Origin of the sequence: Ewingella sp. AOP8-B2-18 (assembly GCF_052376015.1) — a bacterium.
Lineage (GTDB): Bacteria > Pseudomonadota > Gammaproteobacteria > Enterobacterales > Enterobacteriaceae > Ewingella > Ewingella allii.
The window spans coordinates 319,565-346,375 of the sequence record NZ_JBQSVB010000002.1; the positions used below are offsets into that span (position 1 = coordinate 319,565).

Annotated in this window: 23 protein-coding genes; 13 read left to right on the plus strand and 10 right to left on the minus strand. The window is 55.1% G+C overall.

Annotated features, from left to right (window positions below; translation table 11 throughout):
• Positions 1-329: 329 nt before the first annotated feature.
• The gene (locus tag ACT3RR_RS05665) at positions 330-1,031 is read right to left on the minus strand and encodes a phosphatase PAP2 family protein (RefSeq protein WP_353502718.1); all 702 of its coding nucleotides are present in this window, start codon (positions 1,029-1,031) and stop codon (positions 330-332) included.
• Positions 1,032-1,091: 60 nt separating this feature from the next.
• Positions 1,092-2,066, minus strand: coding sequence for a CobW family GTP-binding protein (locus ACT3RR_RS05670; protein WP_496199915.1), 975 nt, complete (start codon positions 2,064-2,066; stop codon positions 1,092-1,094).
• 269 nt (positions 2,067-2,335) lie between these two features.
• On the opposite strand from ACT3RR_RS05670, the gene ACT3RR_RS05675 reads away from it, so the two are divergent.
• Both ACT3RR_RS05675 and ACT3RR_RS05680 read left to right on the plus strand, forming a co-directional pair.
• Positions 2,336-2,644 carry a YmdA family protein gene (locus ACT3RR_RS05675; RefSeq protein WP_353502716.1) on the plus strand — a complete coding sequence of 103 codons (309 nt, stop codon included), beginning with the start codon at positions 2,336-2,338 and terminating at the stop codon, positions 2,642-2,644.
• Between the two features lie 223 nt (positions 2,645-2,867).
• The gene (locus ACT3RR_RS05680) at positions 2,868-3,608 is read left to right on the plus strand and encodes an FCD domain-containing protein (RefSeq protein WP_353502715.1); all 741 of its coding nucleotides are present in this window, start codon (positions 2,868-2,870) and stop codon (positions 3,606-3,608) included.
• A gap of 41 nt (positions 3,609-3,649) precedes the next feature.
• Here the strand turns inward: ACT3RR_RS05680 and ACT3RR_RS05685 are convergent, their stop codons facing one another.
• Both ACT3RR_RS05685 and yeiP read right to left on the minus strand, forming a co-directional pair.
• Positions 3,650-5,119: a mannitol dehydrogenase family protein gene (locus ACT3RR_RS05685; protein ID WP_496199916.1), complete on the minus strand. Its 1,470-nt coding sequence runs from the start codon at positions 5,117-5,119 to the stop codon at positions 3,650-3,652.
• A 280-nt stretch (positions 5,120-5,399) separates the two neighbouring features.
• Positions 5,400-5,972 (minus strand): elongation factor P-like protein YeiP, encoded by a 573-nt coding sequence (gene yeiP, locus ACT3RR_RS05690; protein WP_034791630.1) that lies wholly within the window; start codon positions 5,970-5,972, stop codon positions 5,400-5,402.
• A 231-nt stretch (positions 5,973-6,203) separates the two neighbouring features.
• Between yeiP and ACT3RR_RS05695 the strand changes: the two genes are divergently transcribed.
• A complete protein-coding gene (locus tag ACT3RR_RS05695) occupies positions 6,204-6,458 on the plus strand; it encodes a YkgJ family cysteine cluster protein (RefSeq protein ID WP_353502713.1) in 255 nt (84 codons plus the stop codon).
• 21 nt (positions 6,459-6,479) lie between these two features.
• Here ACT3RR_RS05695 and ACT3RR_RS05700 read toward each other — a convergent pair whose 3' ends face one another.
• Positions 6,480-7,697 (minus strand): sugar efflux transporter, encoded by a 1,218-nt coding sequence (locus tag ACT3RR_RS05700; protein WP_496199917.1) that lies wholly within the window; start codon positions 7,695-7,697, stop codon positions 6,480-6,482.
• Positions 7,698-8,155: 458 nt separating this feature from the next.
• Here ACT3RR_RS05700 and fruB point away from each other — a divergent pair, with 458 nt between their 5' ends.
• The 3 genes from fruB to fruA are packed head-to-tail and all read left to right on the plus strand — an operon-like array spanning position 8,156 to position 11,939.
• Positions 8,156-9,286, plus strand: coding sequence for a fused PTS fructose transporter subunit IIA/HPr protein (gene fruB / locus ACT3RR_RS05705; protein WP_396132459.1), 1,131 nt, complete (start codon positions 8,156-8,158; stop codon positions 9,284-9,286).
• Complete coding sequence (gene fruK / locus ACT3RR_RS05710) at positions 9,283-10,221, plus strand: 1-phosphofructokinase (protein WP_034791626.1); 939 nt, start codon at positions 9,283-9,285, stop codon at positions 10,219-10,221. The genes fruB and fruK overlap by 4 nt, the downstream gene beginning before the upstream one ends.
• Positions 10,222-10,235: 14 nt before the next feature.
• Positions 10,236-11,939: a PTS fructose transporter subunit IIBC gene (fruA, locus tag ACT3RR_RS05715; RefSeq protein WP_496199918.1), complete on the plus strand. Its 1,704-nt coding sequence runs from the start codon at positions 10,236-10,238 to the stop codon at positions 11,937-11,939.
• Positions 11,940-12,012: 73 nt separating this feature from the next.
• On the opposite strand, the gene nfo is transcribed toward fruA, so the two are convergent.
• Both nfo and ACT3RR_RS05725 read right to left on the minus strand, forming a co-directional pair.
• Complete coding sequence (gene nfo / locus ACT3RR_RS05720; RefSeq protein ID WP_496199919.1) at positions 12,013-12,864, minus strand: deoxyribonuclease IV; 852 nt, start codon at positions 12,862-12,864, stop codon at positions 12,013-12,015.
• A gap of 100 nt (positions 12,865-12,964) precedes the next feature.
• The gene (locus tag ACT3RR_RS05725) at positions 12,965-14,005 is read right to left on the minus strand and encodes a YeiH family protein (protein WP_496200060.1); all 1,041 of its coding nucleotides are present in this window, start codon (positions 14,003-14,005) and stop codon (positions 12,965-12,967) included.
• Positions 14,006-14,347: 342 nt separating this feature from the next.
• On the opposite strand from ACT3RR_RS05725, the gene yieE reads away from it, so the two are divergent.
• From yieE to ACT3RR_RS05760, 7 genes are all read left to right on the plus strand, one after another.
• A complete protein-coding gene (gene yieE / locus ACT3RR_RS05730; protein ID WP_353502706.1) occupies positions 14,348-15,220 on the plus strand; it encodes a DNA-binding transcriptional regulator YeiE in 873 nt (290 codons plus the stop codon).
• Positions 15,221-15,407: 187 nt separating this feature from the next.
• The gene (locus tag ACT3RR_RS05735; RefSeq protein WP_496199920.1) at positions 15,408-16,886 is read left to right on the plus strand and encodes an amino acid permease; all 1,479 of its coding nucleotides are present in this window, start codon (positions 15,408-15,410) and stop codon (positions 16,884-16,886) included.
• A 227-nt stretch (positions 16,887-17,113) separates the two neighbouring features.
• Positions 17,114-18,274, plus strand: coding sequence for an ABC transporter substrate-binding protein (locus ACT3RR_RS05740; RefSeq protein ID WP_485901319.1), 1,161 nt, complete (start codon positions 17,114-17,116; stop codon positions 18,272-18,274).
• 46 nt (positions 18,275-18,320) lie between these two features.
• A complete protein-coding gene (locus ACT3RR_RS05745; RefSeq protein ID WP_034791619.1) occupies positions 18,321-19,403 on the plus strand; it encodes a FecCD family ABC transporter permease in 1,083 nt (360 codons plus the stop codon).
• Positions 19,403-20,242 carry an ABC transporter ATP-binding protein gene (locus tag ACT3RR_RS05750; RefSeq protein ID WP_353502703.1) on the plus strand — a complete coding sequence of 280 codons (840 nt, stop codon included), beginning with the start codon at positions 19,403-19,405 and terminating at the stop codon, positions 20,240-20,242. The genes ACT3RR_RS05745 and ACT3RR_RS05750 overlap by 1 nt, the downstream gene beginning before the upstream one ends.
• 208 nt (positions 20,243-20,450) lie before the next feature.
• Positions 20,451-22,424, plus strand: coding sequence for a catecholate siderophore receptor CirA (gene cirA / locus ACT3RR_RS05755; RefSeq protein ID WP_485901316.1), 1,974 nt, complete (start codon positions 20,451-20,453; stop codon positions 22,422-22,424).
• A 422-nt stretch (positions 22,425-22,846) separates the two neighbouring features.
• Positions 22,847-23,371, plus strand: coding sequence for an AAA family ATPase (locus ACT3RR_RS05760; RefSeq protein ID WP_496199921.1), 525 nt, complete (start codon positions 22,847-22,849; stop codon positions 23,369-23,371).
• Positions 23,372-23,773: 402 nt separating this feature from the next.
• On the opposite strand, the gene ACT3RR_RS05765 is transcribed toward ACT3RR_RS05760, so the two are convergent.
• From ACT3RR_RS05765 to ACT3RR_RS05775, 3 genes are read right to left on the minus strand one after another with little or no spacing between them, the layout of a single operon-like run.
• A complete protein-coding gene (locus tag ACT3RR_RS05765) occupies positions 23,774-24,655 on the minus strand; it encodes a VOC family protein (RefSeq protein WP_496199922.1) in 882 nt (293 codons plus the stop codon).
• Positions 24,648-25,754: an alkylhydroperoxidase domain protein gene (locus ACT3RR_RS05770; RefSeq protein ID WP_496199923.1), complete on the minus strand. Its 1,107-nt coding sequence runs from the start codon at positions 25,752-25,754 to the stop codon at positions 24,648-24,650. The genes ACT3RR_RS05765 and ACT3RR_RS05770 overlap by 8 nt, the downstream gene beginning before the upstream one ends.
• A 9-nt stretch (positions 25,755-25,763) precedes the next feature.
• Positions 25,764-26,804 (minus strand): putative FMN-dependent luciferase-like monooxygenase, encoded by a 1,041-nt coding sequence (locus ACT3RR_RS05775; protein WP_496199924.1) that lies wholly within the window; start codon positions 26,802-26,804, stop codon positions 25,764-25,766.
• Between the last annotated feature and the right edge of the window lie 7 nt (positions 26,805-26,811).

Sequence of the window (26,811 nt, forward strand, 5' to 3'; positions counted from 1 at the left end):
ACACTTTTTCTTGGATCAAGCCATTTATGCCACATTTCTGTGCAAGCGTTTTGGAGAGTACCGTAATGAATAAGGGATTGCGAGAGGTTTTGCGGGATTTTTTATATGAAATTGTGATGTAAAGTGATGTTAGCGTTAATGTAAAAAGAGATGAGCGTTATTTGTACGGCTTTGGCTCAAAAGCACAGCACAAGCGGGCTATGTAATAAAAATTCAATAAAGCTATGCCAGATAATGTCTAAACGAAAAGTTCGGCAGTGTGAGATTAACCTGCCGAACCATAATATTTATGAATAGATGTTAAAAAATATGCTTGGTCTAAAAATGGCTTATTTTGAACGCAACTTGGGTAATGTTCTGTCTAACCAACCTACCAATTTGTCGCTTGCCGGGGTCATCAACCACCAACTTGCTCCCACCAACACCACGGACAATGACCCTACTGCAATGTCGGTAAACCAGTGTGCGCCGATCATCAGGCGCGGCAGGGAGAAGATGACGGTGATCAGCAGCGCAACGCCAAAGGCCGTTTTACCCAAGTAGCGCAGCATAAAGCAGGTGAACACCAGTAGCATCATCCCGTGGTCGCCGGGGAAACTGTCGCCCGAAGAGTCTTTGGTCGGAATGCCGGTCAATTCGCTCACGCGGTTCACATCTGGGAAGCTCAGCGATGGGCTTTTATGACTGACGGGCAGTAAATGCCCCAGCTGGTTAAGCACCACGGCGGTCAGCAGCATGACGAAACCAATCAAAATCATCTGGCGGCGTCCGGCGGTATCCCTCTTTATATAGTAAGAAAAGTACAACAGGCCCATTGCCAGCAGTGAAATACCATCAAAAGCCCGGTTGTTGGTGATGGCTACCACGTGCAGGAAGGTCTGGTTAGTCGCCAAATGTTGGTTGAAATAGAAGAAAATCGACGAGTCGATAGGGAACCAGAAGCCGTGGTTCGCGGGCAGGTAATAAGATAAAAACAAAGCAATACCCAATACATTCAGTATCAGGATAGAGGGGATATTGCGACGCCACATAAGTAGGGACCTGTTAATTAGCGAATGTTAAGTAATATTGTGGGCGATACGGTAAGCCGCTTAACTTAAACGAATCTTCAACAAAGAAGATTGTAGTTCATTCCACTGGGTTTCATTGCGAGTAATTAGCTCAACTCTGCTGTCTAAGGGCGCCATCGGGCGAGTTTCAATATGCAAATCTTCTCCCTGACGGTTGACCACCAAGGTGCCTTCCTTAATACGCATGACGCCTTTCACTCGGTCTACCGGCGCCAGGCGCACCCAGTCGAGCAAACCTGTAGTGTCGAAAACCGTCTCTTGGTCGAAAATCCAGCCGCAGCTTGCATAGCCGTCAGCCTGATTTAACGCCCGCCGCCAGCGCTGATGGCCTGGCAGGCTGAGCGCCGCCAACCCTTTTTGCGCAGGGTGAGAGTGATGATGCGCACCGTCGGGTAGCTGAACTTGGTTTAAACGCGGCTTGTCCAGCAGGCTAATATCAATCTGCCCCTGAGCAGCAATCACCACTTCACGGCCTGCGGCCCACTGGCCCTGCCACGCGCTAAGCGCTTGTTGGTCGTGCTCGCTATAAACGTCGGACTTGTTTGCCACGATGATGTCCGCTGCCGCCAGCTGATCGCGGAAATTCTCGTTTTCCACCGTGCGTTGGTCGCTGAGATTGCGCGCATCAAGCAGGCAGAGTGAAGCGTTGAGGGTCAGCCAGCTTTTGTACACCTCGGAACCTAGCAGCGACAAAATCTGCTTCGGATGGCCCAAGCCCGTGGGTTCGATCAGCAACCGGTCCGGTTTTGCCTGCTGCAATAGCATGTTCAGGCCTACCTGCATCGGCAGTCCGTTGACACAACACATGCAGCCGCCGGGGATCTCTTTCAGCACCGCGCCGCTGTCTGCCAACAGGCCGCCGTCGATGCCAATTTCACCAAATTCGTTAACCAATACTGCCCACTTTTCCCCCTCAGGTTTCTGAGCCAGCAAATGGCGAATGGTAGTGGTCTTTCCGCTACCCAAAAAGCCGGTGATCAGATTGGTTTTGGTCATCAAAAATCCCTTATTAAAGGCGTTGCATTAACCATATGAAAATAAACGACTTTATTGGCGTTACATGTCATGGGTCATTATTTGGAGTAATAAGATGCCGCCAGCTATCAAGAAAATCCAGTATTCCGCCGATGAAATAGCGGTGTAGAGCACATTGTGCATAAGAAAAACTTGTAGGCAAAACCCTACTTATTTGTCAGATAAGTCTGTATTTTATATTGGTTAAATTAATGTTTCACGTAAGTAAACTAACTGTAATTGAGGCACCCATGAACAAAATCATTGCGATCTTGTTTTTTGGATTTTGTACCTCAGGGATGACACAGGCAGCAGTAAGTTCTTCAGGGGGCACCATCCGTTTTTATGGCGCCATCGTTGAAGATGGATGTATGTTGAATACGTCCGCCAATAAAGTGGTCAGTGAATGCTACAGGGGCGGTAAAACCATCCAGCAGACCAACACTATCGATACTAAAAATCTTCCTAATTTTTCATTGCCGCACTCTATCGGGCAGGTTTCTACCCGTAACGTTAATAACAATCCTCATCTGGCTATCATGACCGTTAGTTACAACTAGCGGGCTAATACTCATGTCGACCAAGGAGGAAAGCGACCTGCTTACCTCCTTTTCGGCCTGACCTATCCAGCTTTTGGTCAGCCCAATTTTGACCTCGTCAGCACTTCCCGCCCTTGATACTCGTTGCACTAATAACCCGGTGATATACTTTTCCCTATTCTATGGCGCTAAACGAATAATCCTCGTTTAATCTGCCAGACCAATTCTCCCTTGGAGTCATTCAATGCGGCTTTATCAGGACATCGGCGGCAAACTGCGTAGCGCCATTGCGGCAGGGGATTTTATGGCGGGCGACAGGCTGCCCCCAGAAAGAGAAATTGCCGAAAGCTTTGCCGTTAGCAGGAGCGTGGTGCGCGAAGCCCTGATCATGCTTGAGCTAGAAGGGGTGGTTGAAGTGCGTAAAGGCTCCGGCGTCTATGTGCTGACCCAGCAGCCGGAGCCGTCGGGGAAGTGGAGTACTTTTCAGGGGGATAGCGGATTTGGACCTTTTGAGCTGCTTCAGGCGCGACAGCTGGTGGAAAGCGAAGTCGCCGCCTTTGCCGCCACCCAGGCCACCAAGGCTGACATCTTAAAAATGCGCGATGCTATTGAGATGGAGCGGCAATTTATCGAGCAGGGCGTGGTGGATGAAACTGCCGATGAGCTGTTTCACAACCTGCTGGCACAGGCGTCTCAAAACAGCGTATTAGCCAATATGGTGGCGGAGCTGTGGCAGGTGCGCCATCGCAGCCCTATGTGGCACGGCATCCAGCAGCATGTGGGGAAAAACGATCATCATCAATGGCTGCAAGATCACCAAACAATCCTACAAGCAGTGCTGCGGCGCGATGCCAAAGCGGCAAAACAGGCGATGTGGCAGCATCTGGAAAATGTCAAAACGCTGCTGCTGGCGGTGTCGGACGCTGAAGATCCGGCTTTCGATGGTTATCTGTTTGAATCCACGCCCTCTCTGCTAAATGATTAATGGCTGCCCGAAAGCAGCCGTGTCAGCATCAATTCTGCATCTTAACCCACGTAATTGGCGACACTCTGCTTCGCGCCATGCCGCTGCAAGCTGGCGTAAGCCTGCTGAATGGCCTCCACGGCCTGTGCGTTTTTCGCCAGCGCGTCGCCAAACACGGAGTGGAGGGCCAGCAGGGCGCTGACTCGCGCTTCGCCGTCTTCACTCTCGCTGACAATTTTTGCCAGTTTGTCTGCCATCGGATCTTTGATTTCAATCGCCGCACCGGCGTCATCCACGCCGCCAACGTAACGCATCCAACCCGCAACCCCTATGGCTAACAGGCTGAAGTCGCCGCCGTTTTGCAGATGCCAACGCACGGAGTCGAGCATGCGCTGCGGCAGCTTCATGGTGCCGTCCATCGCAATCTGCCATGTCCGGTGTTTCAGCGACGGGTTGCTGTAACGGGCAATCAGGCTGTCGGCATAAGCTTCCAGATCAATGCCTTTGACGCTTAGCGTCGGTGCCTGTTCTTTCAGCATCAAATTGTGCGCAGCGCGCTTATAGTTAGGATCTTCCATACATTCATTGATGTACTGATAACCCGCCAAATAGCCAAGATAGGCAAGGAAGGAGTGGCTGCCGTTCAGCATGCGCAGTTTCATCTGCTCGAAGGGCAGCACGTCGCTGACCAGCTGCGCGCCGACCTCTTCCCACGCCGGGCGGCCCGCCACAAAGTTATCTTCTACCACCCACTGGATGAATGGCTCACAGGCGATACCGCAAGGGTCAGCCACGCCGCCCAGCGCCTCGGTGATTTCGTCGAGGGCGTTTTCCGTGGCGGCAGGAACAATGCGGTCCACCATGGTGCTTGGGAAGGTGACATGGCTTTCAATCCACGCGGCTAGCTCGGCGGAGCGCGCCTGAGCCAGCCCCAGCACGGCATTTTTCACCACGTGACCATTTTCCGGGATGTTGTCGCAAGACAGCACGCTAAAGCCCGGCAAACCGTGCTGGTGGCGCAGCCGCAGGGCTTCGACCAGAATGCCCGGCGCTGTTGACGGTGTCTGTTCGCCAGTCAGGTCTTGCTGAATCTGCGGGTTGTCGAGGTCCAGCTTGCCGCTGCCCGGCTCAATGCAGTAGCCCTTTTCCGTGATCGTCAGTGAGACAATGGCAACCTGAGGTTCAGCCAGTTTCTCCACCACGGCGTTAATGCCTTCGATCCGGCCATGCAGGGTTTCACACACCGCGCCGATCACGATGGCCTGATTACCTTCGGCCCCTTTTTCCAGCACGGTGAATAAGTTGTCCTGCTGGCGCAGCGCTTTAATCAGATTGTCGCGACCAAACAGGCTGACTTCACAAATCCCCCAATCACCACCTTGCTTATTCAGCACACGGTCAGTCATCAAAGCCTGATGGGCGCGATGGAAAGCCCCAAAGCCAATATGCACGATGCGGCTTTTCAGCTGGTCGCGATCGTATTGGGGAAGCTGGACTTGCGAAGGGAGGTGTTCCGTGGCGATTGTTTTCATGCATCACTCCAATGATAAGAATTAGATTAATTGGTCAGGCCAAAATAGGTCTTTTTCTTTAATGGCCTGCCAGGAGCGGTGATGCAGATGACAATAGGGCCATAAATCAGGACTTCGAGTGTAAAGTCATACGACAGAAATGAAAATTGGTTAGTCCAGATTCAGATGGAATCTGTGAAGTAGATCGAAAGTGGAATGAGTGCGGAATGTAACTCGAGTTTTTCAGGCATAAAAAAGAGCGCCGGAGCGCTCTTGATGTGCAGTCATTATTCGCCGCTGATTAATCAGCACGGCCCATATAACGACGCTCTGCAATATGAATGCGGATTTTGTCGCCCTGGCTCAGATACTCGGGGACCTGAATGCTTAAACCTGTGCTCATGACCGCCGGTTTGTTGCGTGCGCTGGCTGACGCGCCTTTAATGCCTGGCGCGGTTTCGATGATTTCCAGATCCACGGTTTGTGGCAATTCCAGCGCCAGCAGTTGGCTGTCCAGCGTCAAGACCTGCATGCCCTGCAAACCTTCTTCCGGGATAAACAGCAGTTCGTCTTCGATCTGCGCCTTGTTGAAGGTGTAAGGCGTGAAATCTTCATCATCCATAAAGATGTATTCGTCGCCATCGACGTAAGAGAAGTTCACTTTACGGCGGGTCAGGGTGACGGTATCGAGAATGTCGTCGCCTTTAAAACGCTCTTCAACCTTGCCGCCGGTGCGCACGTCGGAGAAGCGCATTTTGTACAGGGTGCTGGCACCGCGCGCGCTTGGGCTTTGAACATCGATGTCTTTTACCAGCAGCAATTTACCGTCGTAGTTAACAACGAAGCCGCGTTTAATTTCGTTAGCACGTGCCATATAAATAACCTGTCATAAGGGGAGTTAAAAATATTTGGCGACACGTTACTCGCGCCGCCGATTTCAGGCAAGCAGATTACTCGTTATCCCGCACTTTGCCGCCGATTTAGCGCCATTTGTCGCATCATAAAGTCTAGTCAGAAAGTGGTCGCGGAAGAAAGATTTCGCTGGAGAGTGTTAAGGGCGACTGTTATTGTCGCGCCTCACTTAACCCGCCAAACGGAGGCGCTAATGGATTGCCGTACCAATTGTGGCGCTTGCTGTATTGCGCCCTCGATTTCCAGCCCGATACCGGGGATGCCAAACGGCAAACCGGCCAACACGCGCTGCATCCATCTGGCGGATAATTTTCTCTGCGGCATTTTCACTTCGCCGCTGCGCCCCAAGGTCTGTGCCAGTCTGCAAGCCAGCCGCGAAATGTGTCATACCCATCGCGACGACGCCTTGATCTACCTCACTCGTCTGGAAGCGGATACCGCGCCTTGATTGACGGTAATAAATGCACCGTCATTCATTGATCGTGATTGTCGCTTCTACCGGTGTTTCATCGACATTTTTCACCCGCCAGATACAAAACACCGAGCCGACCACCATCGCGAAAGCGGCATAAAACACGGCGTGATAGCTCCAGAACTGGGCAATGACGCCCGCCAGCGACCCGGCCAAAATCCAGCCTGCGCGGGTTGAATTGGTGAACAGCGTGGTGGCCGCGCCCGCCTGACCCGGCATTAAATCCTGAAAGTAGAGCATGCCAATTCCCGCCAAAATGCCGATGAAAATGGCGTTCAGCAGCTGTGAAACAATCAGCGCCATTGGGCTGGTGCTGAACAGCACGCTGGCGTAGAACACCACCCCCGCAATCACCGCGCAGCGCATCAGGAACTGTTTACCCAACTGGCGCGCCAGATAGCCGGCGATCAGCATAGTGGGAATTTCCAAACAAGCGGCGGTTCCCATCAAAATTCCCGCCAGTTTTTCCGGCAGGTGCAGCTCGTTCACCACGTAAAGCGGCATGTTGATCAGGTAAATACTGTTAGCGGCCCACATTAATGTGCAGGCGATAAAAAGCAGCAGGGTGTCGCGACGGTTGCGGCGAGGTGCTTCAATGGTGGCGGTGGTTTTGACCCGCGCTTTCGGCATGGACGGCAGGAACATCCAGACCATCAGGCCGCAGACCAGAAAGGCCAGCATCGCCGCGCTGTACATAAAGGTAAAGCCGAAGCCCATGGCTAACGCGAAGGCCAGCGGCGGGCCGACTACCCACGCCAGTGAAACCTGTGCGCGCAAAATCGAGCTAAACATCATCGCTTCGCGGCCGGTTTTTTCGGCGTGTTCGCGCGCTAGCGCAAATAACTGTGGGTTAGCGGTTGAGCCAAAGCTGGACAACAGCACCCCCACCAACAGCAGCACAAAGTAGCTGCGGTTAAAGGCAAAAAGCACGCAACCCAGTGCGCCCAAAATGCAGCAATAGAGGATCAGCGTTTTGCGGTCCCCGCGTTTGTCTGACCAACTGGCCAAAAGCTGGCTGACGAAAATGCCAATCACCGCGCTGCCGGTAAAGAAGATCCCCACCATAAAGGGGCTGACATGCACTTCGCTGGTCAGAAAGAGACTGAGCGTCGGAGTTTGCAGTGCGCCCGCGATCCCGGTTAAGAAGGCAACGATCAAAAAGGCCGTTGACGTGATGACGGGGAGGCGGCGAGCTGTGGCGGTAGATGTCGACATTTTTAGGGGAAAACCCGTCTAGGAGAGTAATAAATTCGCGCGAATGTTACGCCTGTTTAAAAAAAACAAAAACCGGTTTTAATCAGTAAAAAGGTAAACAGCAGTGTATTTGCCATACTGAATAATAAAACCGCACTTTGTGGTAAAAAACGCCGCGCCGTGGAATCGGTTTTCGCCTCTCTCTTGGCCGTTAAGGTCAGCTTACAGCCACTTCAGGAGCACTTCAGCACAGCTTCAGCTTTTAGCTTTTCGTGGGTAGAAAATGGGCCTCTGACGGGCAAAATGTGCGTGGCATCAAAAAAATGTTACGCCAATTCAGGGAATGCTTGCTTTAAAAATCGCCCAGAATGAGACTGCTTGAAACGTTTCAGCGTTGTCCGATTACCTGTTTCATCTGGCAGCGCTCCTTTTTTCTCAATGAAGCTGAAACGATTCAAATTCAGCAGGAGAGGAGAATTATGTTCCAGTTGTCACAGCAAGATATTCATCTCGGGGCGTCAGCCAGCGATAAGCAAGAGGCGATCCGCCAGGTTGCCGCTGCGCTGACCCAGGCCGGGCGCGTCAGCGAAGGCTACGTCGATGGCATGTTGCAGCGCGAGTTGCAGACCTCTACCTATCTGGGTAACGGCATTGCTATACCGCACGGCACCACCGATACCCGCGACTTGGTGCTCAACACCGGCGTTCAGGTTTACCAGTTCCCGCAGGGTATTGCGTGGGGAGAGGGGCAGACCGCCTTTGTGGTGATTGGCATCGCGGCCCGCTCTGACGAGCACCTCAGCCTGTTGCGCCAGCTGACTCACGTATTAAGTGATGACAGCGTGGCCGAACGCATGGCGAAAACCGACTCTGCTGAAGAGCTGCGCAGCCTGCTGATGGGCGAGAAAAACGCCGCTGAATTCCACTTCGACACCCAGCTTATCGCCCTCGACGTCGCCGCCGACAACCTGATGACCCTTCAGGCACTGAATGCCGGTCGTTTGCAGCAGATTGGCGCGGCGGACACCGCGTTCGTCAGCGACGTTATCAGCCGCAAGCCGCTCAATCTCGGCCAAGGCATCTGGCTGAGTGACAGCACCGAAGGCAATCTGCAAAGCGCCGCGACCTTCAGCCGGGCCGCCAAAGCCTTTGAGCATGAAGGCGAAACCGTGGCCGCGCTGTTGACCATCGCCGTGGCCGACGACCAGCCGTTAACCGTCCTTAACTACCTCAGTGACCTGTTGATCAGCCAAAAAGCTGAACGCTTGCTGACGGCGGACGCCGTGGGCGTGCTGGCCTTGCTGACCAGCGAGGTGGAAGAGCAAACCAACCTGCTGACGGCAGAGTTCGTGGTGCGAAATGAACACGGTTTACACGCCCGGCCGGGCACCGCGCTGGTTAACGTAATCAAGCAGTTCACCAGTGAAATCACCGTGACCAATCTCGATGGCAGCGGTAAACCTGCCAACGGCCGCAGCCTGATGAAAGTCGTGGCGCTGGGCGTGAAAAAAGGACATCACCTGCGCTTCACCGCTAAGGGCGAAGATGCAGAACTGGCACTGAAAACCATCGGCGAGGCTATTGCCGCGGGTCTTGGGGAGGGAGCATGAGTCGCAGAGTTGCCACAATTACCTTAAATCCGGCTTACGATTTAGTCGGCTACTGCCCTGAAATTGAACGGGGTGAAGTGAATCTGGTGCAAACCGCCGGGCTGCACGCTGCCGGTAAAGGCATTAACGTTGCCAAGGTTCTGAAAGACTTAGGCATTGATGTCACCGTGGGCGGTTTCCTCGGCAAAGACAATCAGGACGGCTTTCAGCACCTGTTCAGCGACCTTGGCATTGCCAACCGTTTTCAGGTGGTCTCCGGCCGTACCCGCATCAACGTCAAACTGACCGAGAAAGATGGCGAAGTCAGCGACTTTAACTTCTCCGGTTTTAACGTCACGCCGCAGGACTGGGAGCGTTTCGTCACCGATTCCCTCTCATGGCTCGGCCAGTTCGACATGGTGGCCGTCTGTGGCAGCCTGCCGACCGGCGTAGATCCAGAAGCCTTTACTGACTGGATGACGCGCCTGCGCAGCCAGTGCCCGTGCATCATCTTCGATAGCAGCCGCGAAGCGCTGGTTGCCGGTTTGAAAGCCGCACCTTGGCTGGTGAAGCCTAATCGCCGCGAATTAGAAATTTGGGCCGGACGCAAGTTGCCTGAATTGAGCGACGTGGTTGAAGCCGCGCACGCCTTGCGCGACCAGGGGATCGCCCACGTGGTGATTTCGCTGGGTGCCGAAGGGGCGCTGTGGGTTAACGCGTCTGGCGCATGGATTGCCAAACCGCCGGCTTGTGAAGTGGTCAGCACCGTGGGTGCCGGCGACTCCATGGTGGGCGGCCTGATTTACGGCCTGCTGATGCGTGAATCAAGTGAACATACCTTACGACTCGCCACCGCCGTGGCTGCTTTGGCAGTAAGCCAGAGTAACGTCGGCGTCACCGATCGCCCGCAGTTGGCAGCGATGATGGCCCGTGTTGATCTGAAACCTTTTAATTGACCGCAGGAGGCAGAATGAAAACGCTGCTGATGTTAGACAGTTCGCTGGGACAAGCTCGCAGCCAACTGGCGAAAAAAATGCTCGCTGCTGCTGCGGCGAAAACAGGCCACACTCTGGTTGAAAGCGTCGCTGACGCCGAGCTGGTGGTGGTGGCGGGTGACAACGCACCGGCTGATGCCCAGCTGGTCGGCAAAAATGTGTTTGTTGGCGATGTCGCGCTGGCTATTCGCGAGCCGGAAATCTTCCTGCAACGCGCCTCGGTGGAAGCCAAAGCTTATGTCGCACCAGCAGTGGCTCCGGCTAAAGTGGCGGCAGGCAATGGCCCGAAACGCATTGTGGCGATCACCGCATGCCCGACCGGCGTGGCTCACACCTTTATGGCGGCTGAAGCCATTGAAACCGAAGCTAAAAAACGCGGTTGGTGGGTGAAAGTCGAAACGCGCGGTTCCGTTGGTGCGGGTAACGCCATCACGCCAGAAGAAGTGGCTGAAGCCGATTTGGTTATCGTGGCGGCTGATATTGAAGTGGATCTGGAGAAGTTTGCCGGTAAGCCGATGTATCGCACTTCCACCGGTTTGGCCTTGAAAAAGACCAAGCAGGAGTTGGACAAAGCCTTGGTTGAAGCCGAAGTCTTCGAGCCGAAACAGCAGGGTTCTCAGGCGGCTGCCGGTAAGAAGAAAGAGACGGGCGCAGGTCCGTATCGCCACCTGTTGACCGGCGTGTCCTACATGCTGCCAATGGTGGTGGCGGGGGGCCTGTGTATTGCGCTCTCCTTCGCCTTCGGGATTAAAGCTTTTGAAGTGAAAGGCACGCTGGCTGCGGCCTTGATGCAAATCGGCGGCGCGTCTGCCTTTGCGCTAATGGTGCCGGTACTGGCTGGCTTTATTGCTTTCTCCATCGCTGACCGTCCGGGCCTGACGCCGGGCCTGATTGGCGGCATGCTGGCGGTGAGCACCGGCGCTGGCTTCCTCGGCGGGATTATTGCCGGTTTCCTTGCGGGCTATGTCGCCAGATTTATTGGTAGCAAGCTGCGTCTGCCGCAAAGTATGGAAGCACTGAAACCTATCCTAATCATTCCCTTGTTGGCGAGCTTGGTTACTGGCTTGGTGATGATTTACGTGGTGGGTACGCCAGTTTCTAAAATTCTGGTTGGCCTGACTAACTGGCTGCAATCCATGGGGACGGCGAACGCGGTTCTGCTCGGCGCAATCCTTGGTGCGATGATGTGTACCGACATGGGCGGCCCGGTGAACAAAGCGTCTTATGCCTTCGGCGTGACGCTGCTCAGCTCCTCGGTGTATGCCCCAATGGCGGCGATTATGGCGGCAGGTATGGTGCCACCGCTGGCGATGGGCCTGGCGACCATTCTGGCGCGTAAGAAGTTTGAACAGGGTGAGCGCGAAGGCGGCAAAGCGGCGATGGTGCTGGGGCTGTGCTTCATCACTGAAGGCGCGATCCCGTTTGCGGCGCGTGACCCAATGCGTGTCCTGCCTTGCTGTATCGCGGGCGGTGCCTTGACCGGCGCGCTTTCCATGGCATTCGGCGCTAAACTGATGGCACCGCACGGTGGCCTGTTCGTGCTGCTTATTCCAGGCGCAATCACGCCAATCCTCGGCTATCTGGTGGCGATTATCGCCGGTACGCTGCTGGCGGGTGTCTCTTACGCCTTGCTGCGCCGCTCCGATGCTGCGCTGGCGGCAAAAGTGGTTGCTCAGTAATAGCGAGTTAGCAGGAGAAGAAAAGGGCGCCCAGGCGCCCTTTTTTATTGGAGTTTATTGCAGATTTAGCTGATTAGCTCTGAGCTTTCTGCTCGGACTTCAACCAGGCAATTTCGTCTTTCCAGATATCAGGATTGACGGTTTCGAGAATCATCGGAATGTCGTCGAAGCGCGGGTCGCGCATCATCCAGCTAAAGACGGTTTTGCCGATGTTGCCTTCACCAAGGCTGTGGTGGCGGTCAACGCGGCTGTTAAAGGCACTCTTGGCATCATTTAGGTGCATACCGCGCAGATACTTGAAGCCCACCACGTCTTCGAAGTGTTTGAAGGTTTGGATGCACTCTTCTTCAGTACGTAAATCGTAGCCTGCGGCGAAGGCGTGGCAGGTATCGATACAGACGCCGACCCGACTTTTGTCTTCTACGCCGTCGATGATTTTCGCCAAATGCTCAAAGCGAAAACCCAAGTTGCTGCCCTGACCGGCGGTGTTTTCGATGACGGCCGTCACGCCTTGGGTTTGGCTGAGCACAATGTTCAGCGACTCAGAGATCTTTTCCAGACACTTATCTTCGTCGATTTGCATCAGGTGGCTACCCGGATGGAAATTCAGCAGCGACAGGCCGAGCTGCTCGCAGCGCTGCATCTCATCAAGGAAGGCTTCGCGGGATTTTTCTAACGCTTCGTCCACCGGGTGGCCGAGGTTAATCAGGTAGCTGTCGTGGGGCAGAATTTGATTGCTGCTGTAGCCATATTTTTCGCAAGCGACCTTAAACTTCTCAATCACATCCTCTGGCAGAGGTGCGGCTTTCCACTGGCGCTGATTCTTGGTAAACAGCGCGAACGCCGTGGCTTCCAGCTCGTGCGCGCGGATGACCGCCTGATCGACGCCACCCGCGGCACTGACATGTGCACCAATAAACTTCATGTTCACTCCTCTGCGATTCATGCTTGTTATGCTCGGATCATAGCGCCTTGGCGGTTGGCATGCAGCAGAGAAGTGTTAAAAACTCTTCAGGAGTTTGTTATCAGCCGAAGAAATGCTGCACCAAACCGTTGATTCCCGCGCCGCCGACAATCAGCCAGATGAACAGCACGGCGGCCAGCAGAATCGGCTTCAAACCCGCCTGACGCAGCGCGCTGACGTGAGTGGTCAGGCCCAGCGCCGCCATCGCCATGGCCAGCAGCACGGTGTCGAGGGTGATCAGCGGCGCAATCCAGCTGTGCGGCAAGATATCCAGCGAGTTAAAGGCGGCGACCGCGATAAACAGCAGGGCGAACCATGGAATGGTGATGTTGCTCATGCGGCCGCTGTTTGGCGAAGCCTGCACCTTGCCCCGGCTTTTCCAGCCTGAAAGCAGCAGCAGGAAGGGGGCCAGCATCATCACGCGGATCATCTTGGCGATCACCGCGGCGTTTTCAGCATCCGGACTAACGCCCTGACCCGCTGCCACCACTTGCGCCACTTCATGCACGCTCGAACCGGTGTAAATACCGAACTGCGCCGCGCTGAAATCAATCCAGTGATGTTGCAGGTTTAGCTGCCACAGCCACGGATAGATGAAGATGGCGGCGGTACCGAAAATCACCACCGTGGCGACGGCCACCGTGACTTTCTCACTCTTGGCGTTCAGCACCGGCTCGGTCGCCATCACCGCGGCGGCCCCGCAGATACTGCTGCCGGCGCCTATCAGCATGTAGGTTTCGCTATCCAGCCCGAAGACCTTTTTGCCCAGCCAGCAGGCGAGGGCGAAGGTGGAGCAGAGCATGAGGGCGTCAATCAGAATGCCGGTCGCGCCGACGTCGGCGATTTGCGCGAAGGTCAGGCGCAGCCCGTAAAGGATGATCCCAAGGCGCAGCAGGCGCTGCTTGGCGAGATTCACACCGTCGTGGCAAACAGGTCGAATCGACGGATAGAGCGTGTTGCCGATAACCATACCTATCAAAATCGCCAGCGTCAGGGCGCTCAGCCCCAGATGGTTCAGCTGCGGGAAGTTGCTCAACCACAAGGAGACGAGAGTGACAGCGCCGGTGAGAACTAAACCGGGCAAAACGCGTCCAAACCACATTGGCTGTGGGAAGAAGCGATGCGCCTGTTTTTCGTTGAGTGGGTGGGTTGCATGATTCATGGTGTTGGCCTTCTCAGTGATTCCTGAGATAAGACTAACCGCGGCTTATATAAAAAATAAATTGATTATAACTTTATAACCTATCGTAAAAAGCGGTATAGAATATGACAACTGTTGCTCAGCATGATTGACAGGTGCATTGCGGCTATACTTAAACGAAACCAAAGGAATGAGGCCGGATTTGGATGGTTCATTCTGCGATTCGCACTTTTGAAACTAAAAAAACCTCTGATGAGCAACACAAAACGCGGGCGAAGTGGCTCGCGTGACGGATAACCATTTATGCACATTACATTGCGACAACTTGAAGTTTTTGCCGAGGTGTTGAAAAGCGGATCGACGACGCAGGCATCAGTTGTTCTGTCGCTATCGCAATCTGCGGTTAGTGCAGCACTGGCTGATATCGAAGGTCAGCTCGGCGTCCAGTTGTTTGACCGTGTGGGGAAACGGCTGGTCATTAACGAGCATGGTCGTCTGCTCTATCCTAAAGCTCTGGCTTTATTGGAGCAGGCGGCAGAAATCGAGCGATTGTTCAGTAAAGACAATGGTTCATTGCGCATCGGCGCCAGTAGTACCATCGGTAACTATATGCTGCCGGGAATGATTGCCAATTACCGGCTGGATTTTCCCGCGACGCCGCTGGAATTGAATGTCGGCAATACCGATGATGTGATTAACGCGGTGGCGGAATTTCGCGTTGACCTCGGCCTGATTGAAGGGCCATGCACCATGCCCGAGCTGCTCACCCAGCCTTGGCTGGATGATCAATTGGTGGTGTTTTGCGCCCCGGCCAACCCGCTGGCGGGGAAAAACGTCACCATGGAGAGGCTGGCTCAGGAGCCTTGGATCCTGCGCGAGCGCGGCTCAGGTACGCGAGAAGTGCTGGATCACCTGCTTCTCCCGCAAATGCCAGATTTCAATCTGGTGATGGAGCTTGGCAACTCTGAGGCAATCAAACACGCGGTTCGCCATGGTATCGGTATCAGTTGTTTATCTCGCCGGGTGGTCGCCGAACAATTAACCAGCGGCACGCTGGTGGAAATTCACCTGCCGATCCCGCCGCTGGTGCGCAAGCTGTACCTGATTCATCATCGTCAGAAACATATCTCCAACGCCTTATCGCGTTTCCTAGATTACTGTAAAGACCCTTTATAAAGAGTGAGATACTGCGAGTTGCAGGGCGAATAACCCTGCAACTTGACGTATTACCCCCAAGGTTTTGCTAATGATCCCTAGGCTATTATGAAGGTGTCTTATAACAGGTCGTTCCTGCTATTCAGACAGTCACGTTTTGCTACAATCCGCGCGTAAAATTTCAAATAACAGCTTAAACAGGGCAAAAATGGCTCAACCATCGACTAAAAATTCGCAGCCGGCACCGTCTGGCCTGCGTCGCGAGCTTAAAGCCCGCCACTTAACTATGATCGCCATTGGCGGTTCAATCGGTACTGGTTTATTTGTTGCCTCTGGGGCGACGGTTTCTCAGGCAGGGCCGGGCGGCGCGCTGCTCTCCTACGCGTTAATCGGCATCATGGTGTACTTCCTGATGACCAGCCTTGGCGAGCTGGCGGCCTTTATGCCGGTTTCCGGCTCCTTCTCAACCTATGGTTCGAAATATGTCGAAGAGGGCTTTGGTTTCGCCCTCGGCTGGAACTACTGGTATAACTGGGCAGTGACCATCGCCGTTGACCTCGTGGCTTCTCAGCTGGTGATGAACTACTGGTTCCCCGACACGCCAGGCTGGATTTGGAGCGCCTTATTCCTTGGCCTGATCTTCCTGCTGAACTACATCTCCGTGCGCGGTTTTGGTGAAGCGGAATATTGGTTCTCGCTGATCAAAGTGGTCACGGTGATCATTTTCATCATCGTCGGCGTGCTGATGATCACCGGCATTATGCGCGGTGGCGAAAGCGCGGGCTGGCATAACTGGGCGATTGGCGATGCGCCGTTTGCGGGGGGTTTTGCCTCGATGATTGGCGTGGCGATGATAGTCGGCTTCTCCTTCCAGGGAACCGAGCTGATTGGCGTTGCCGCCGGAGAGTCTGAAAATCCAGGCAAAAACATCCCACGCGCCGTTCGTCAGGTGTTCTGGCGTATCCTGCTGTTCTATATTCTGGCGATTTTGGTGATCAGCCTGATCATCCCTTACACCGACCCGAATCTGCTGCGCAACGAAGTGGGTGATATCAGCGTCAGCCCGTTCACGCTGGTATTCCGCAATGCGGGCCTGCTGTCAGCGGCTGCGATAATGAACGCCGTGATCCTGACTGCCGTGCTGTCAGCCGGTAACTCAGGCATGTACGCCTCAACGCGCATGCTGTTTACTTTGGCTTCCGAAGGTAAAGCGCCGCGTATTTTTGCCAAGCTGTCTAAAGGCGGCGTGCCGCGCAACGCGCTCTATGCCACTACCGTGGTGGCGGCTCTGTGCTTCCTCAGCTCCATGTTCGGCAACCAAACGGTTTACCTGTGGCTGCTGAACACCTCGGGCATGACCGGCTTCATCGCCTGGTTGGGGATTGCGATCAGCCACTATCGTTTCCGTCGCGGCTATGTGTCGCAGGGGCGTGACCTGAAGGACCTGCCTTATCTGTCCGGTTTCTTCCCGTTCGGCCCGATTTTCGCCTTTGTGCTGTGCCTGATTATCACCTTAGGGCAGAACTATCAGGCGTTCCTGAAAGACACTATCGATTGGTATGGCGTGGCAGCGACTTATATTGGCCTGCCGCTGTTCCTGATCATCTGGTTCGGTTACAAGTGGACTCGCGGAACCAAAGTCGTGAAGTACAGCGAAATGGAATTTCCTGAGCATCAAGATAAATAACCGATAAAACAGCAAGATATGGAAAAGGCAGGGCTAAAGCTCTGCCTTTTTTTATTGAGAAGTTTTTAGTAGTACAGGTTAACGCTTTGTTACCTGCCATTGATTTGTTCCGGCCAAAACATCCTGTAGTCTTAATAGCTTCTGCATATCGCATTGATAATTATTATCGTTTCCATTATTGTTATGCCCTCTTCAGGGAAACGTAAAGGAATTGCAAGAAGATGATAATGCAGGATAAATACCGTTTTACAGGAGTGAAGGGCGCGGCAATCAGCCTGATTCTGGGGCTTTGCAGCACGCAGGCATTAGCGGTTACCGTAACGGATATCGCCGGGCGAACCGTGACCGTACCGGATAATGTACAGCGCATTGTTTTGGGCGAAGGCCGACTGTTTTACGCGGTTTCTTTGTTGGAAGGGCAGAAGCCCTTTGACCGCATTGTCGGCTGGCAGGGGGATTTCCGTAAACTGGACCCTCAAACCTATGCGGTGTATCGCGAGAAGTTTCCGCAAATTGATAAAATACCGCTGATTGGCACCACGACGGCTGACAGCATCAGCCCGGAGAAGGTGCTGACGCTGCGACCTGATATCGCCATCTTTGGCCTTGCAGGGCACGGCCCCGGCCGCAGCAGCGAGTTAGTCGGCCAGCTTGAGAAAGCGGGCGTGCCGGTGGTGTTTATCGATTTCCGCACCTCGCCGCTGAAAAATACTCTGCCAAGTATCGAATTACTGGGTAAAGTGCTCAACCGTGAAAAGCAGGCGCAGGATTACATCCAGTTTTATCGCAACAATATCAAGCGCGTAACGGATGTCACCAGCAAGGTGAGCGAAGAAAATAAACCGAAAGTGTTTATTGAACTGCGTGCATCAACCACGGATGAATGCTGCCGCTCAGCGGGAAATGGCAATATGGGCGACTTCATCGATTTGGCCGGTGGCGTTAACATTTCCAAGCCGCTGCTGCCGGGTCCGTTGGGACTGGTCAATCTGGAAAAAGTGATCGCTTCCCAGCCGGACATTTACATCGCCAGCGGTGGCGGTGCGCCGAAGAAAGCCGGAGATAGCTCACTGCCGACCAGTCTGATTCTGGGCGCGCAGGTGACGCCACAGCAGGCTCAGGCGAGCTTCACGCCGCTGCTTCAGCGCAAGGGGATTTCTACCCTGAAGGCGGTGGAAGAGGGGCACAGTTTCGGTATTTGGCACAATTATTACAACTCACCGTATAACGTGTTGGCGGTGCAGGCGTTTGCTAAGTGGTTCTATCCGCAGAAGTTTGCTGATTTAGATCCTGAGCAGACCATGAAACAGATGTACCAACAGTTTTTGGCGGTAGAGCCTTCCGGCACCTACTGGACTGAAGCCAAAAAACAGGAAAGCGGGCAGTAAGCTGCTGCACGTTTGAGATTTATAAATCACTGAGATGTCTAGAAACATGAGCGCAACTACCGATCCCTTGCTGAATACCAGCCCGCAGGCTGATGGCAGCGTGATGGGACGCTATCAAAATATTGTCCGTCGCCGTCTATTAATCATGTTGGTGCTGGTGCTGGCGATTGTCGCCTCGCTGCTTATCGACTTCGTTATGGGGCCATCGGGGTTGTCGCTCGGTACACTGTGGCAGACGCTGTTTGATTCGGCGTCTGCTGATGCCGGTACTCGCGTTATTGTTTGGGATATCCGCCTGCCTTATGCCTTGATGGCTATCGCGGTGGGCATGTCGCTCGGCCTCGCCGGGGCAGAGATGCAGACTATCCTCAATAACCCGCTGGCGTCGCCATTCACCCTCGGCGTCTCCTCGGCGGCGGCCTTCGGTGCCGCGCTGGCGATTGTGCTGGGAATTGGTATTCCGGGCGTGCCGGATCAGTGGTTTATCTCGGCTAACGCCTTCATCTTCGCCTTACTCGCCGCATTAATGCTCGACGGCATCACGCGCTGGACGCGAGTTGCCAGCTCCGGCGTGGTGCTGTTCGGTATCGCGCTGGTCTTTACTTTCAATGCTTTAGTCTCGCTGATGCAGTTCATTGCCACTGAAGATACGCTGCAAGGTCTGGTGTTCTGGACCATGGGCAGTCTGGCGCGTGCCTCTTGGGTCAAACTGGGCGTGATGCTGCTGGCCTTCTTTGTGCTGCTGCCTTGGTCGATGATGAGCGCGTGGAAGCTGACCGCGCTGCGCCTCGGCGAAGATCGCGCCATCAGCTTTGGTATCGACGTGCGCCGTCTGCGCCTCGGCACGCTGCTGCGAATCAGTATTCTTTCCGCGCTGGCGGTGGCGTTTGTCGGCCCAATCGGCTTTATCGGTCTGGTTGCGCCACACATCGCCCGCCTGATGTTCGGTGAGGATCACCGCTTCTACCTGCCAGCCAGTGCGCTGATTGGTGCTCTGGTGCTGTCGATGGCTTCCGTTGCCTCGAAAAATCTGGTGCCGGGCGTCATTATTCCGGTGGGTATTGTGACTTCTCTGGTTGGCGTGCCGTTCTTCCTGAGTATTATTCTGCGTCATCGGGGGAACGTCTGATGTCTGATACCACTTTAGAATTTACTGCAAAAACTGACTTGAACTCGGCCACCCAAGGGCTGCAAATCCGCGGTTTTAAAGCGGGCTACCCGAAACGTTTGGTGATCAGTGACCTCAACGTGCCGATGCTGCCACGGGGTAAAATTACCGTGCTGCTGGGGCCGAACGGCAGTGGGAAATCCACGCTTCTACGCTCGCTGGCCGGGCTGAATCGCGCCGAAGGGCAGCTGATCCTCGACGGCCACGACCTGATGCCCATGCCTTTCGCCCGCCGCGCCGAGCAGGTGGTCTATCTGCCTCAGTCGCTGCCTGCGGGTGTGCATCTGCACGTGCTGGAGTCGATCATTGTGGCTCAACGCGCCTCTGGCAGTAATGGCAAACAGGCGGAAACCACCGAGCAGGTGATGACGCTGTTGCAGCAGCTGGGGATTGAACATCTGGCCCTGAGCTATCTCGACCAGCTTTCTGGTGGTCAGAAGCAGCTGGTGGGCTTGGCGCAGTCGCTGATTCGCCAACCGTCGCTGCTGCTGCTTGACGAGCCACTGTCAGCACTGGACTTGAACTATCAATTCCACGTGATGGACTTAGTGCGCAAAGAGACGCAAAAACGCAATATCGTCACCGTGGTGGTGGTGCATGACATCAATATCGCGCTGCGCCACGGCGATCGCGTATTGATGCTGAAAGACGGCAATCTGATTGCCGATGGAGAGCCGGAAGAGGTGATCACGCCGGACAGTCTGGCACGCGTCTATGGCGTGCGCGGACGTATCGAGCGCTGCTCGCAGGGAACGCCGCAAATCTTGATTGATGGGTTAGTTAGCGCCCCCTCCATCTAAAATGCTCGTCTTGTTTCGGGCATATGCGCAGTATTTTTTATAAATAATCAGGCCGCCAAAGTAGTGGCCTGATGCTTCAACCTTCAATTAGTGAGCCTAAACCAAATAACAATCCTTTATCCCGGGCGGCACACCCACGCCTGTCATCCGGTGATATTGGCTATTTAACAAGTTTGCTTGTTATTTTATCTCATGGAGAGAATGCAACATGGTCAAGGTTACATGGACACCGGCAATGAAGGCCGGATTATGCGCACAGCTGTTCACCGCAGCGTTTCCGGTGTTTGCCGACGACGCTAAAGAGGCAAAGGATAACGAGGATCAGATAGTCGTTACCGCCTCTTCGGTGCAGCAAAACCTCAAAGATGCTCCCGCCAGTATTAGCGTCATCACCCACGATGATTTAAATAAAAAGCCGGTACAAAACCTGAAAGATGTCCTGAAAGACGTGCCGGGCGTGCAGCTCACCAGCGAAGGCGACAACCGTCAAGGCGTCAGTATTCGCGGGCTGAGCAGTAGCTATACGCTGATTTTGGTCGACGGCAAACGCGTTAACTCGCGCAACGCCGTATTCCGCCATAACGATTTTGATCTCAGCTGGATCCCCACAGAGTCTATCGAACGCATCGAAGTGGTGCGCGGGCCGATGTCCTCGCTCTACGGCTCCGACGCGCTGGGTGGCGTGGTCAACATCATCACCCGCAAAGTCGGCAAAGCCTGGCACGGCACCTTAAGTGCGGATACCACCGTGCAGGAGCACCGCGATCGCGGCGATAGCTATAACAGTAATTTCTTCACCAGCGGCCCGTTAATTGACGACATGCTCGGGGTGAAAGTCTACGGCGCATTGGGAAAACGTGAGAAAGATCAGACGGATTCCTCCAGTGGTTCAGCCGGTTTGCCGCGCATTGAAGGTTACACCATGCGCAACGCCAATGCTGAATTCACGCTGACCCCGGAAGATAATCAGGATCTGACCTTCGGTTACGGTTTCAACCGTCAGGATCGCGATTCTGACACGCTGGATAAAAACCGTCTCGAGCGCGAAAACTACTCGCTAGGCCACAATGGTCGCTGGGGCTGGGCGAATACCGAATTGCGCTTCTACGGCGAAAATCTTGAGAATAAAAACAGCGACACTATTACCTCGAAAAACAACTCGCTGGACGGCAAAATTGTCGTGCCTCTGGGTGAAATCAATCAGTTATTCACCCTCGGCGGCGAGTATCGCAACGACAAGCTGGAAGATAATATCAATCTGACCGGCAGCGGCAGTACTCAGGCCAACCAGTATGCGATCTTTGTCGAAGATGAATGGCGGATGTTTGAAAATCTGGCCTTCACCGGCGGCGTGCGCATGGACGACCACGAAAACTACGGCGTGAACTGGTCGCCGCGTGCTTATTTGGTCTATAACGCTACCGACACCGTGACGGTAAAAGGCGGCTGGGCCACGGCGTTCAAAGCTCCGTCACTGCTGCAACTCAGCTCCGACTGGACCAGCGCTTCCTGTCGCGGCGCCTGTCAAATCGTCGGTAACCCGGACCTCAAGCCAGAAACCAGCGAAAGCGTCGAGCTTGGCCTGTACTATGCGGGCGAAGAGGGCCTGCTGGAAGATGTCACCGCCAGCGCCACGGTGTTCCAGAACGACGTTGACGACATGATTGGCATCAACCGCACCCGCGACCGCGCGGAGGCACCGAGCTACAGTAACTTTGTGGGTTTTGATAAATCGGGCAATCCGATTTTCAAATATTACAACGTCAACAAAGCGCGTATTCGCGGGCTGGAAACGGAGTTGAAGCTGCCGTTAAGCGAAGCCTTCGGCCTGAAGCTTAACTACACCTACAACGACGGGCGCGACTTGAGCAATGGCGGCAATAAGCCACTCAACACGCTGCCGTTCCACACCGCCAACGCCACCCTTGACTGGAACCCGCAGGACGACTGGAATCTTTATCTGACTGCCAACATGAAAGGCCAGACCCGCACCGTGACCGACAACGGCGCGACGCCGGGCGGTTACACCATGTGGGACACCGGCGGTTCATACAAAGTAAACAAAGCCGTGAAGATCCGCGCCGGCGTGCTGAACCTGCTGGATAAAGATTTGAATCGTGATGCTTACAGCTATAACGAGGATGGTCGTCGATACTTTGTGGCGGTTGATTATAAGTTTTGATGGGCGGCTGCCCAGACCTGCCGTGAAGTTTTAACTTCAACGTCAAAACCGTGGGCTTCGGCCCACACCGACCAGGGGGCGGCTTATCGCCACCGCCCCCTGGACCCCCGGGCTCTTTCACTGCGCGCTTCGCTGGTTGGGCGGACATGTTTCAGAAACCTCGGTGTTCACCGCAAAATGCCGCCGCTTAGGCGGTGCCCTCAGTTCGGGTTCGGACCAACTCGTATACCCCCCGCTCGTTGTTTCTCACCTCTCCCTCGGCGTCATTTTTGACTGCGGTCTAGGGGCTTTTCAGTCGTGCCGTTTCAGACAGCCACTGTTTAGGTTGGTGTTATCTCTTCTCTATTTCAAAGTAGAAAGCTGGCAATGGGTTGCTTATAATGCCGCCCCTTTTTGCTTAGCAGTTGCTCTTTGAGGTACTCATGAAACTGTCTGATCTTGGTCATCGAATCTGTATTTTGGGTCCTTCTAATAGTGGTAAATCAACGCTTGCTGATGCCATCGGCAAGAAGTTGGATTTGAAGATTGTTCATCTCGACCGGCTGTATCATCTACCTAACACTCAGTGGCAGCCTCGGCCAACGGAGGAATTCATCGCGCTTCACGATGAAGAGATAAAAGGCGAAAGATGGGTTATTGACGGCAATTATTCGAAGTTGCAGCCACAGCGCCTCGCCAGAGCGACGGGGATTATTGTGCTGGATGTGTCTACGGCATTAAGCGTCGCGCGCTACGTCAATCGGACATTGTTCGAAAAACATCGCTACGGCGCTCTGGAAGGGGGCAAAGACAGTCTGAACTGGGACATGTTCCACCACATCATTTTCGTCACACCGAAAAATCGACAACGTTATACCAAGCAGTTTGCACAATGGACAGTGCCAAAAATCCGGCTGGCCTCGGCAAGAGAAATCAAAAAACAGATGCGCGAGTGGGAGTTAGTTTAGACTTTTCATCAATTTGAAGGTCAGAACGACGTTCTGCTCCGCCCCCTGAAAAAGGGGAAGGGAGCAAGTCAAAATCCACTGAAACGGTATGGTGTAAATGCCAGTAGGCCGCGTTCAGAAGTGACGCCGAATGAATGGTTCGAGACCCAAGGCTCGAAGCCTGAAATTCGGGAACCGCCTAAGCGGCGGCACTTCGCGGCGAACACAGTGGCTGCTGAAACACGTCCATTCCAACCCTGCGCAGCCACGATCTTCCAGCAATAAAAAGCGCGGGAGTCCAGAGGGCGCGCGCTTACGCGCCTTCTGGGCCAGTTTGCGTGGCAACGCAAGGTGTTGACCTTAAGACCGGTGTGGCAGCAGCGCACGATTTTGACGTTGAATTTAAAAGCGCCCTCGACTCGCCTAGTCAGTAAAACGTAATGCCACCCCAAGTGCATCTTCAGCTCTGACCACAACGCCTTCCGGCGTATCCGAAAACGCAATTTCGCCGACTTTCAAACTTTGTCTCACCAAGTCCAGCGACGCGGTGGCAAACTCCAGCGCGACCATGCGCGCCGTGCCGTTTTCCCCTTCGGGGATCTTGCCGAACAGGGCGGTGGCGCGCTCTGGGGGGATGAAACGCACCGTGGCGCGCCCGGCTTTGATCTCCACTTCACCTTGCGAGCCGTGGCTCAGCGCCGACTCGCCGAACAACTCGCCATAAACGCTGGCGGTCTCCTGCGGCGCGGAGGTCGCGATAACGAAACCGGTGATATTACTCACTCCGTTCGGGTGGCGCTGCCATTCGGTGCGCCACACCAGCTCCGGCGTGATGTGCTGGCAGAAGAAGCTACGGCCATTGGCCACGCGCTCGGCGGAGAGCGGCACGGTGCGAAAACGCGCATTCGGCTCGGAGCCGTCGTTAAGCTGCACCGGACGGAAAAAATCGGCGGGCGCTGAGCCCGCAATGTCTTGCTGCTGCAAATGCTGGAATACCGCCGAGGCGTCCTGCGTTTTCCAAACCAGCCCGGTCAGGCCGAGCGGCGCGAGCCACAGGTCTTTGCGGGCGTGCTCGTTGGCGGCTTCATAACCTAAAAGTTCAAGATAGTTCTCGCCGAAAATCGCCAGATGATTGCTCGAACCCAGCGAATGATGCCCGCGCGGCGTGAGCTGGAAGCCCAAGCGGCGGAATTGCTGCTGGGCGTGATCCAGCAATCCGGCCACGTTAATCACCGCGTGGTCGAGATGCGGCGTTATCTCAGTTTTCGTTTCTACTGCCTGTTCCGGCGTTGAAATCTCAGTCATCAAAAGGTTCCCCCAGCGTTAACATCAGGCGATTGGCCCAGGCGAAGAAGGCGGTGGATTGCGCTAAGTCGACGATTTCCAGCGTGCTCAGCCCCTCTTCGCGCAGCCGGGCGATATGGGCGCTGCTGGCGGTTGGCGGCGTGGCGGAGAGCGCAGCGGCGAAGTCGATCTGCGCCTGCCAGCGCGGGGACTGCCCCTCGCTGAGAATGCCGCCCGGCGCGGTATCGATCAGACGCTGCACGTCTTCGGTCTGCTTGGACAACTGACTGGCTTTGCGCGAATGCACCGAGGCGCAGTAGATACAGCCGTTGATTTTGCTGGCAACGGTGGCGGCGATTTCGCGCTCTTTGCGCGGCAGGCCGCCGCTGGTGTAGAAAATGCCTTTGTCGGTCAGGGTGCGTTGCTCAAGGACCGGCAGGTTGCGGCCTAACAGGCGGAAATAGTCGGAGTCGGTATGGCCGAAGCGCGCCAGAATCGCCTGCTGTTCGGCATCAAACTCTTCCAGCTTCTTCGACGGGATCCACGGCTCCCAGCCCAGTTCGGCCTGCGTAAACACCTTCGGCGCAGAGCGCCCGCTGTGGGTTTTGCCATCGTGACGCCAGTGGCCCGCCGCGACTTTCCGGTCACTGGCGTTTTCCACAGAATGGCCGCCAATCAGGCGATAGCTGCGCAGTTGGCGCGTCTGGAAACTGACAAAAGCAATCAGCTGCGACAGGGTGACGATGGCGTCTAATGACCAGCCCGCCTGCTGCAAAGCCTGTAAGTGGGCGGCAGTGGCGCTGGCCGGTTTAAAGCTCAGGCGTTCGCCGTGGTCGAGTGCAGACTCCAAACGCGCCGTGTTGCCTTCATCGGGCAGGGCGTTTAGGCGCTCGGCATAGTGGGAAGCCAGCTGGCTGTCGCTATGCCAGCGGGCGACGTTTTCAGCCAGCAACAGACGTTCGGCCAAGGTGAAATCCACGCCGTCGTCGGCGCTAAAAATGGTTTCGTAGCTCCCTTGGGCGTGACGAGTGGCGGCATCGCGAGTTTCACGCGCCTGCGCCAGTTCTGAACCAGCGTCAATCACAGCCAGTTGGTCGAGCAAATCTTGAGCGGTAGTCATGGCGTTTCCTTAAACAAGTTCGTGCAGAGGTGAAGTCACGGATTTTGGCGTGCGGCGCGTCCAGCCCAGCTCTGGCGCGACGTGGCGGGCCAGCAGTTCGATGGAGCGCAGAATGTATGGGTGTGGCGGGTCAATCGAGTGAACCTGGAATGACAGGTCGGTCACCCGCGCCAGCGCGCTGTCCAGTTTCAGGGAAGCAATCACCTGATCCGGCGAGCCAATGTGCGCGTCAAAGGCGCTAATATGGTCATCCAAGGTGTCGCCGTGAACCGTCTGACCATTGGCGCGATGGTTCTCCGCCTGACGGCGCAGGCCTTTCTCAGCCAGTCGGCGCGCTTCGGCCCCGTCTTCGGTCACAAAGGCGGTGCGCGAGCCCATGATGCGCGGCTCGACGCCCGCAGGCAGGGCGGCAAGGTAGGCATCAATAATGGGGTTTTGAATCTCGGCCAGCGTCAGGTTAGGCGCATCCGCCGGGCGCGGCTGGGTGCGTGACAGCATCAGGCCATCACCGGCCAAGCCTGCGCGCGTGCCGCCTTCAACGGAAAACGTGGCTTGCCAGACGCGGTTCACCAGCTGAGGCGCAGCCGGGTATAAACGGTTATCGGTTCCAGCCAGCGGCTCGCCGCGCCACGCCTGTAACAATGTGTTGAGGTTGTGGCTAAATACCGCGCCGCGCTGGCTGCTTTCCAAGCCAAATGGCGGGAATGAGGTCGGCGTGCCGCCCGATCCTAAGCCAATTTCCAGACGCCCGCCGGAGAGCAAATCCAGCACCGAGGTGTCTTCGGCCACGCGCAGCGCATTTTCCATCGCCAGCGTGATTACCCCGGTGCCCAGACGGATGAAACGGGTGTGCGCCGCAACCTGTGCCAGAAACACCAGCGGCGCGGGAAGGCCGCCCTCGGCTTCGTGGAAGTGGTGCTGCGCCACCCATGCCGCGTCAAACCCCTGCTGTTCAGCAAAAACGATCTGCTCAGTGGCTAAGCGATAGCGCTCTTGCGGACTGGCGTCATCCAATAAACGGGTAAAAAAGCCAAGACGTTTTGTACTCATTTCAATT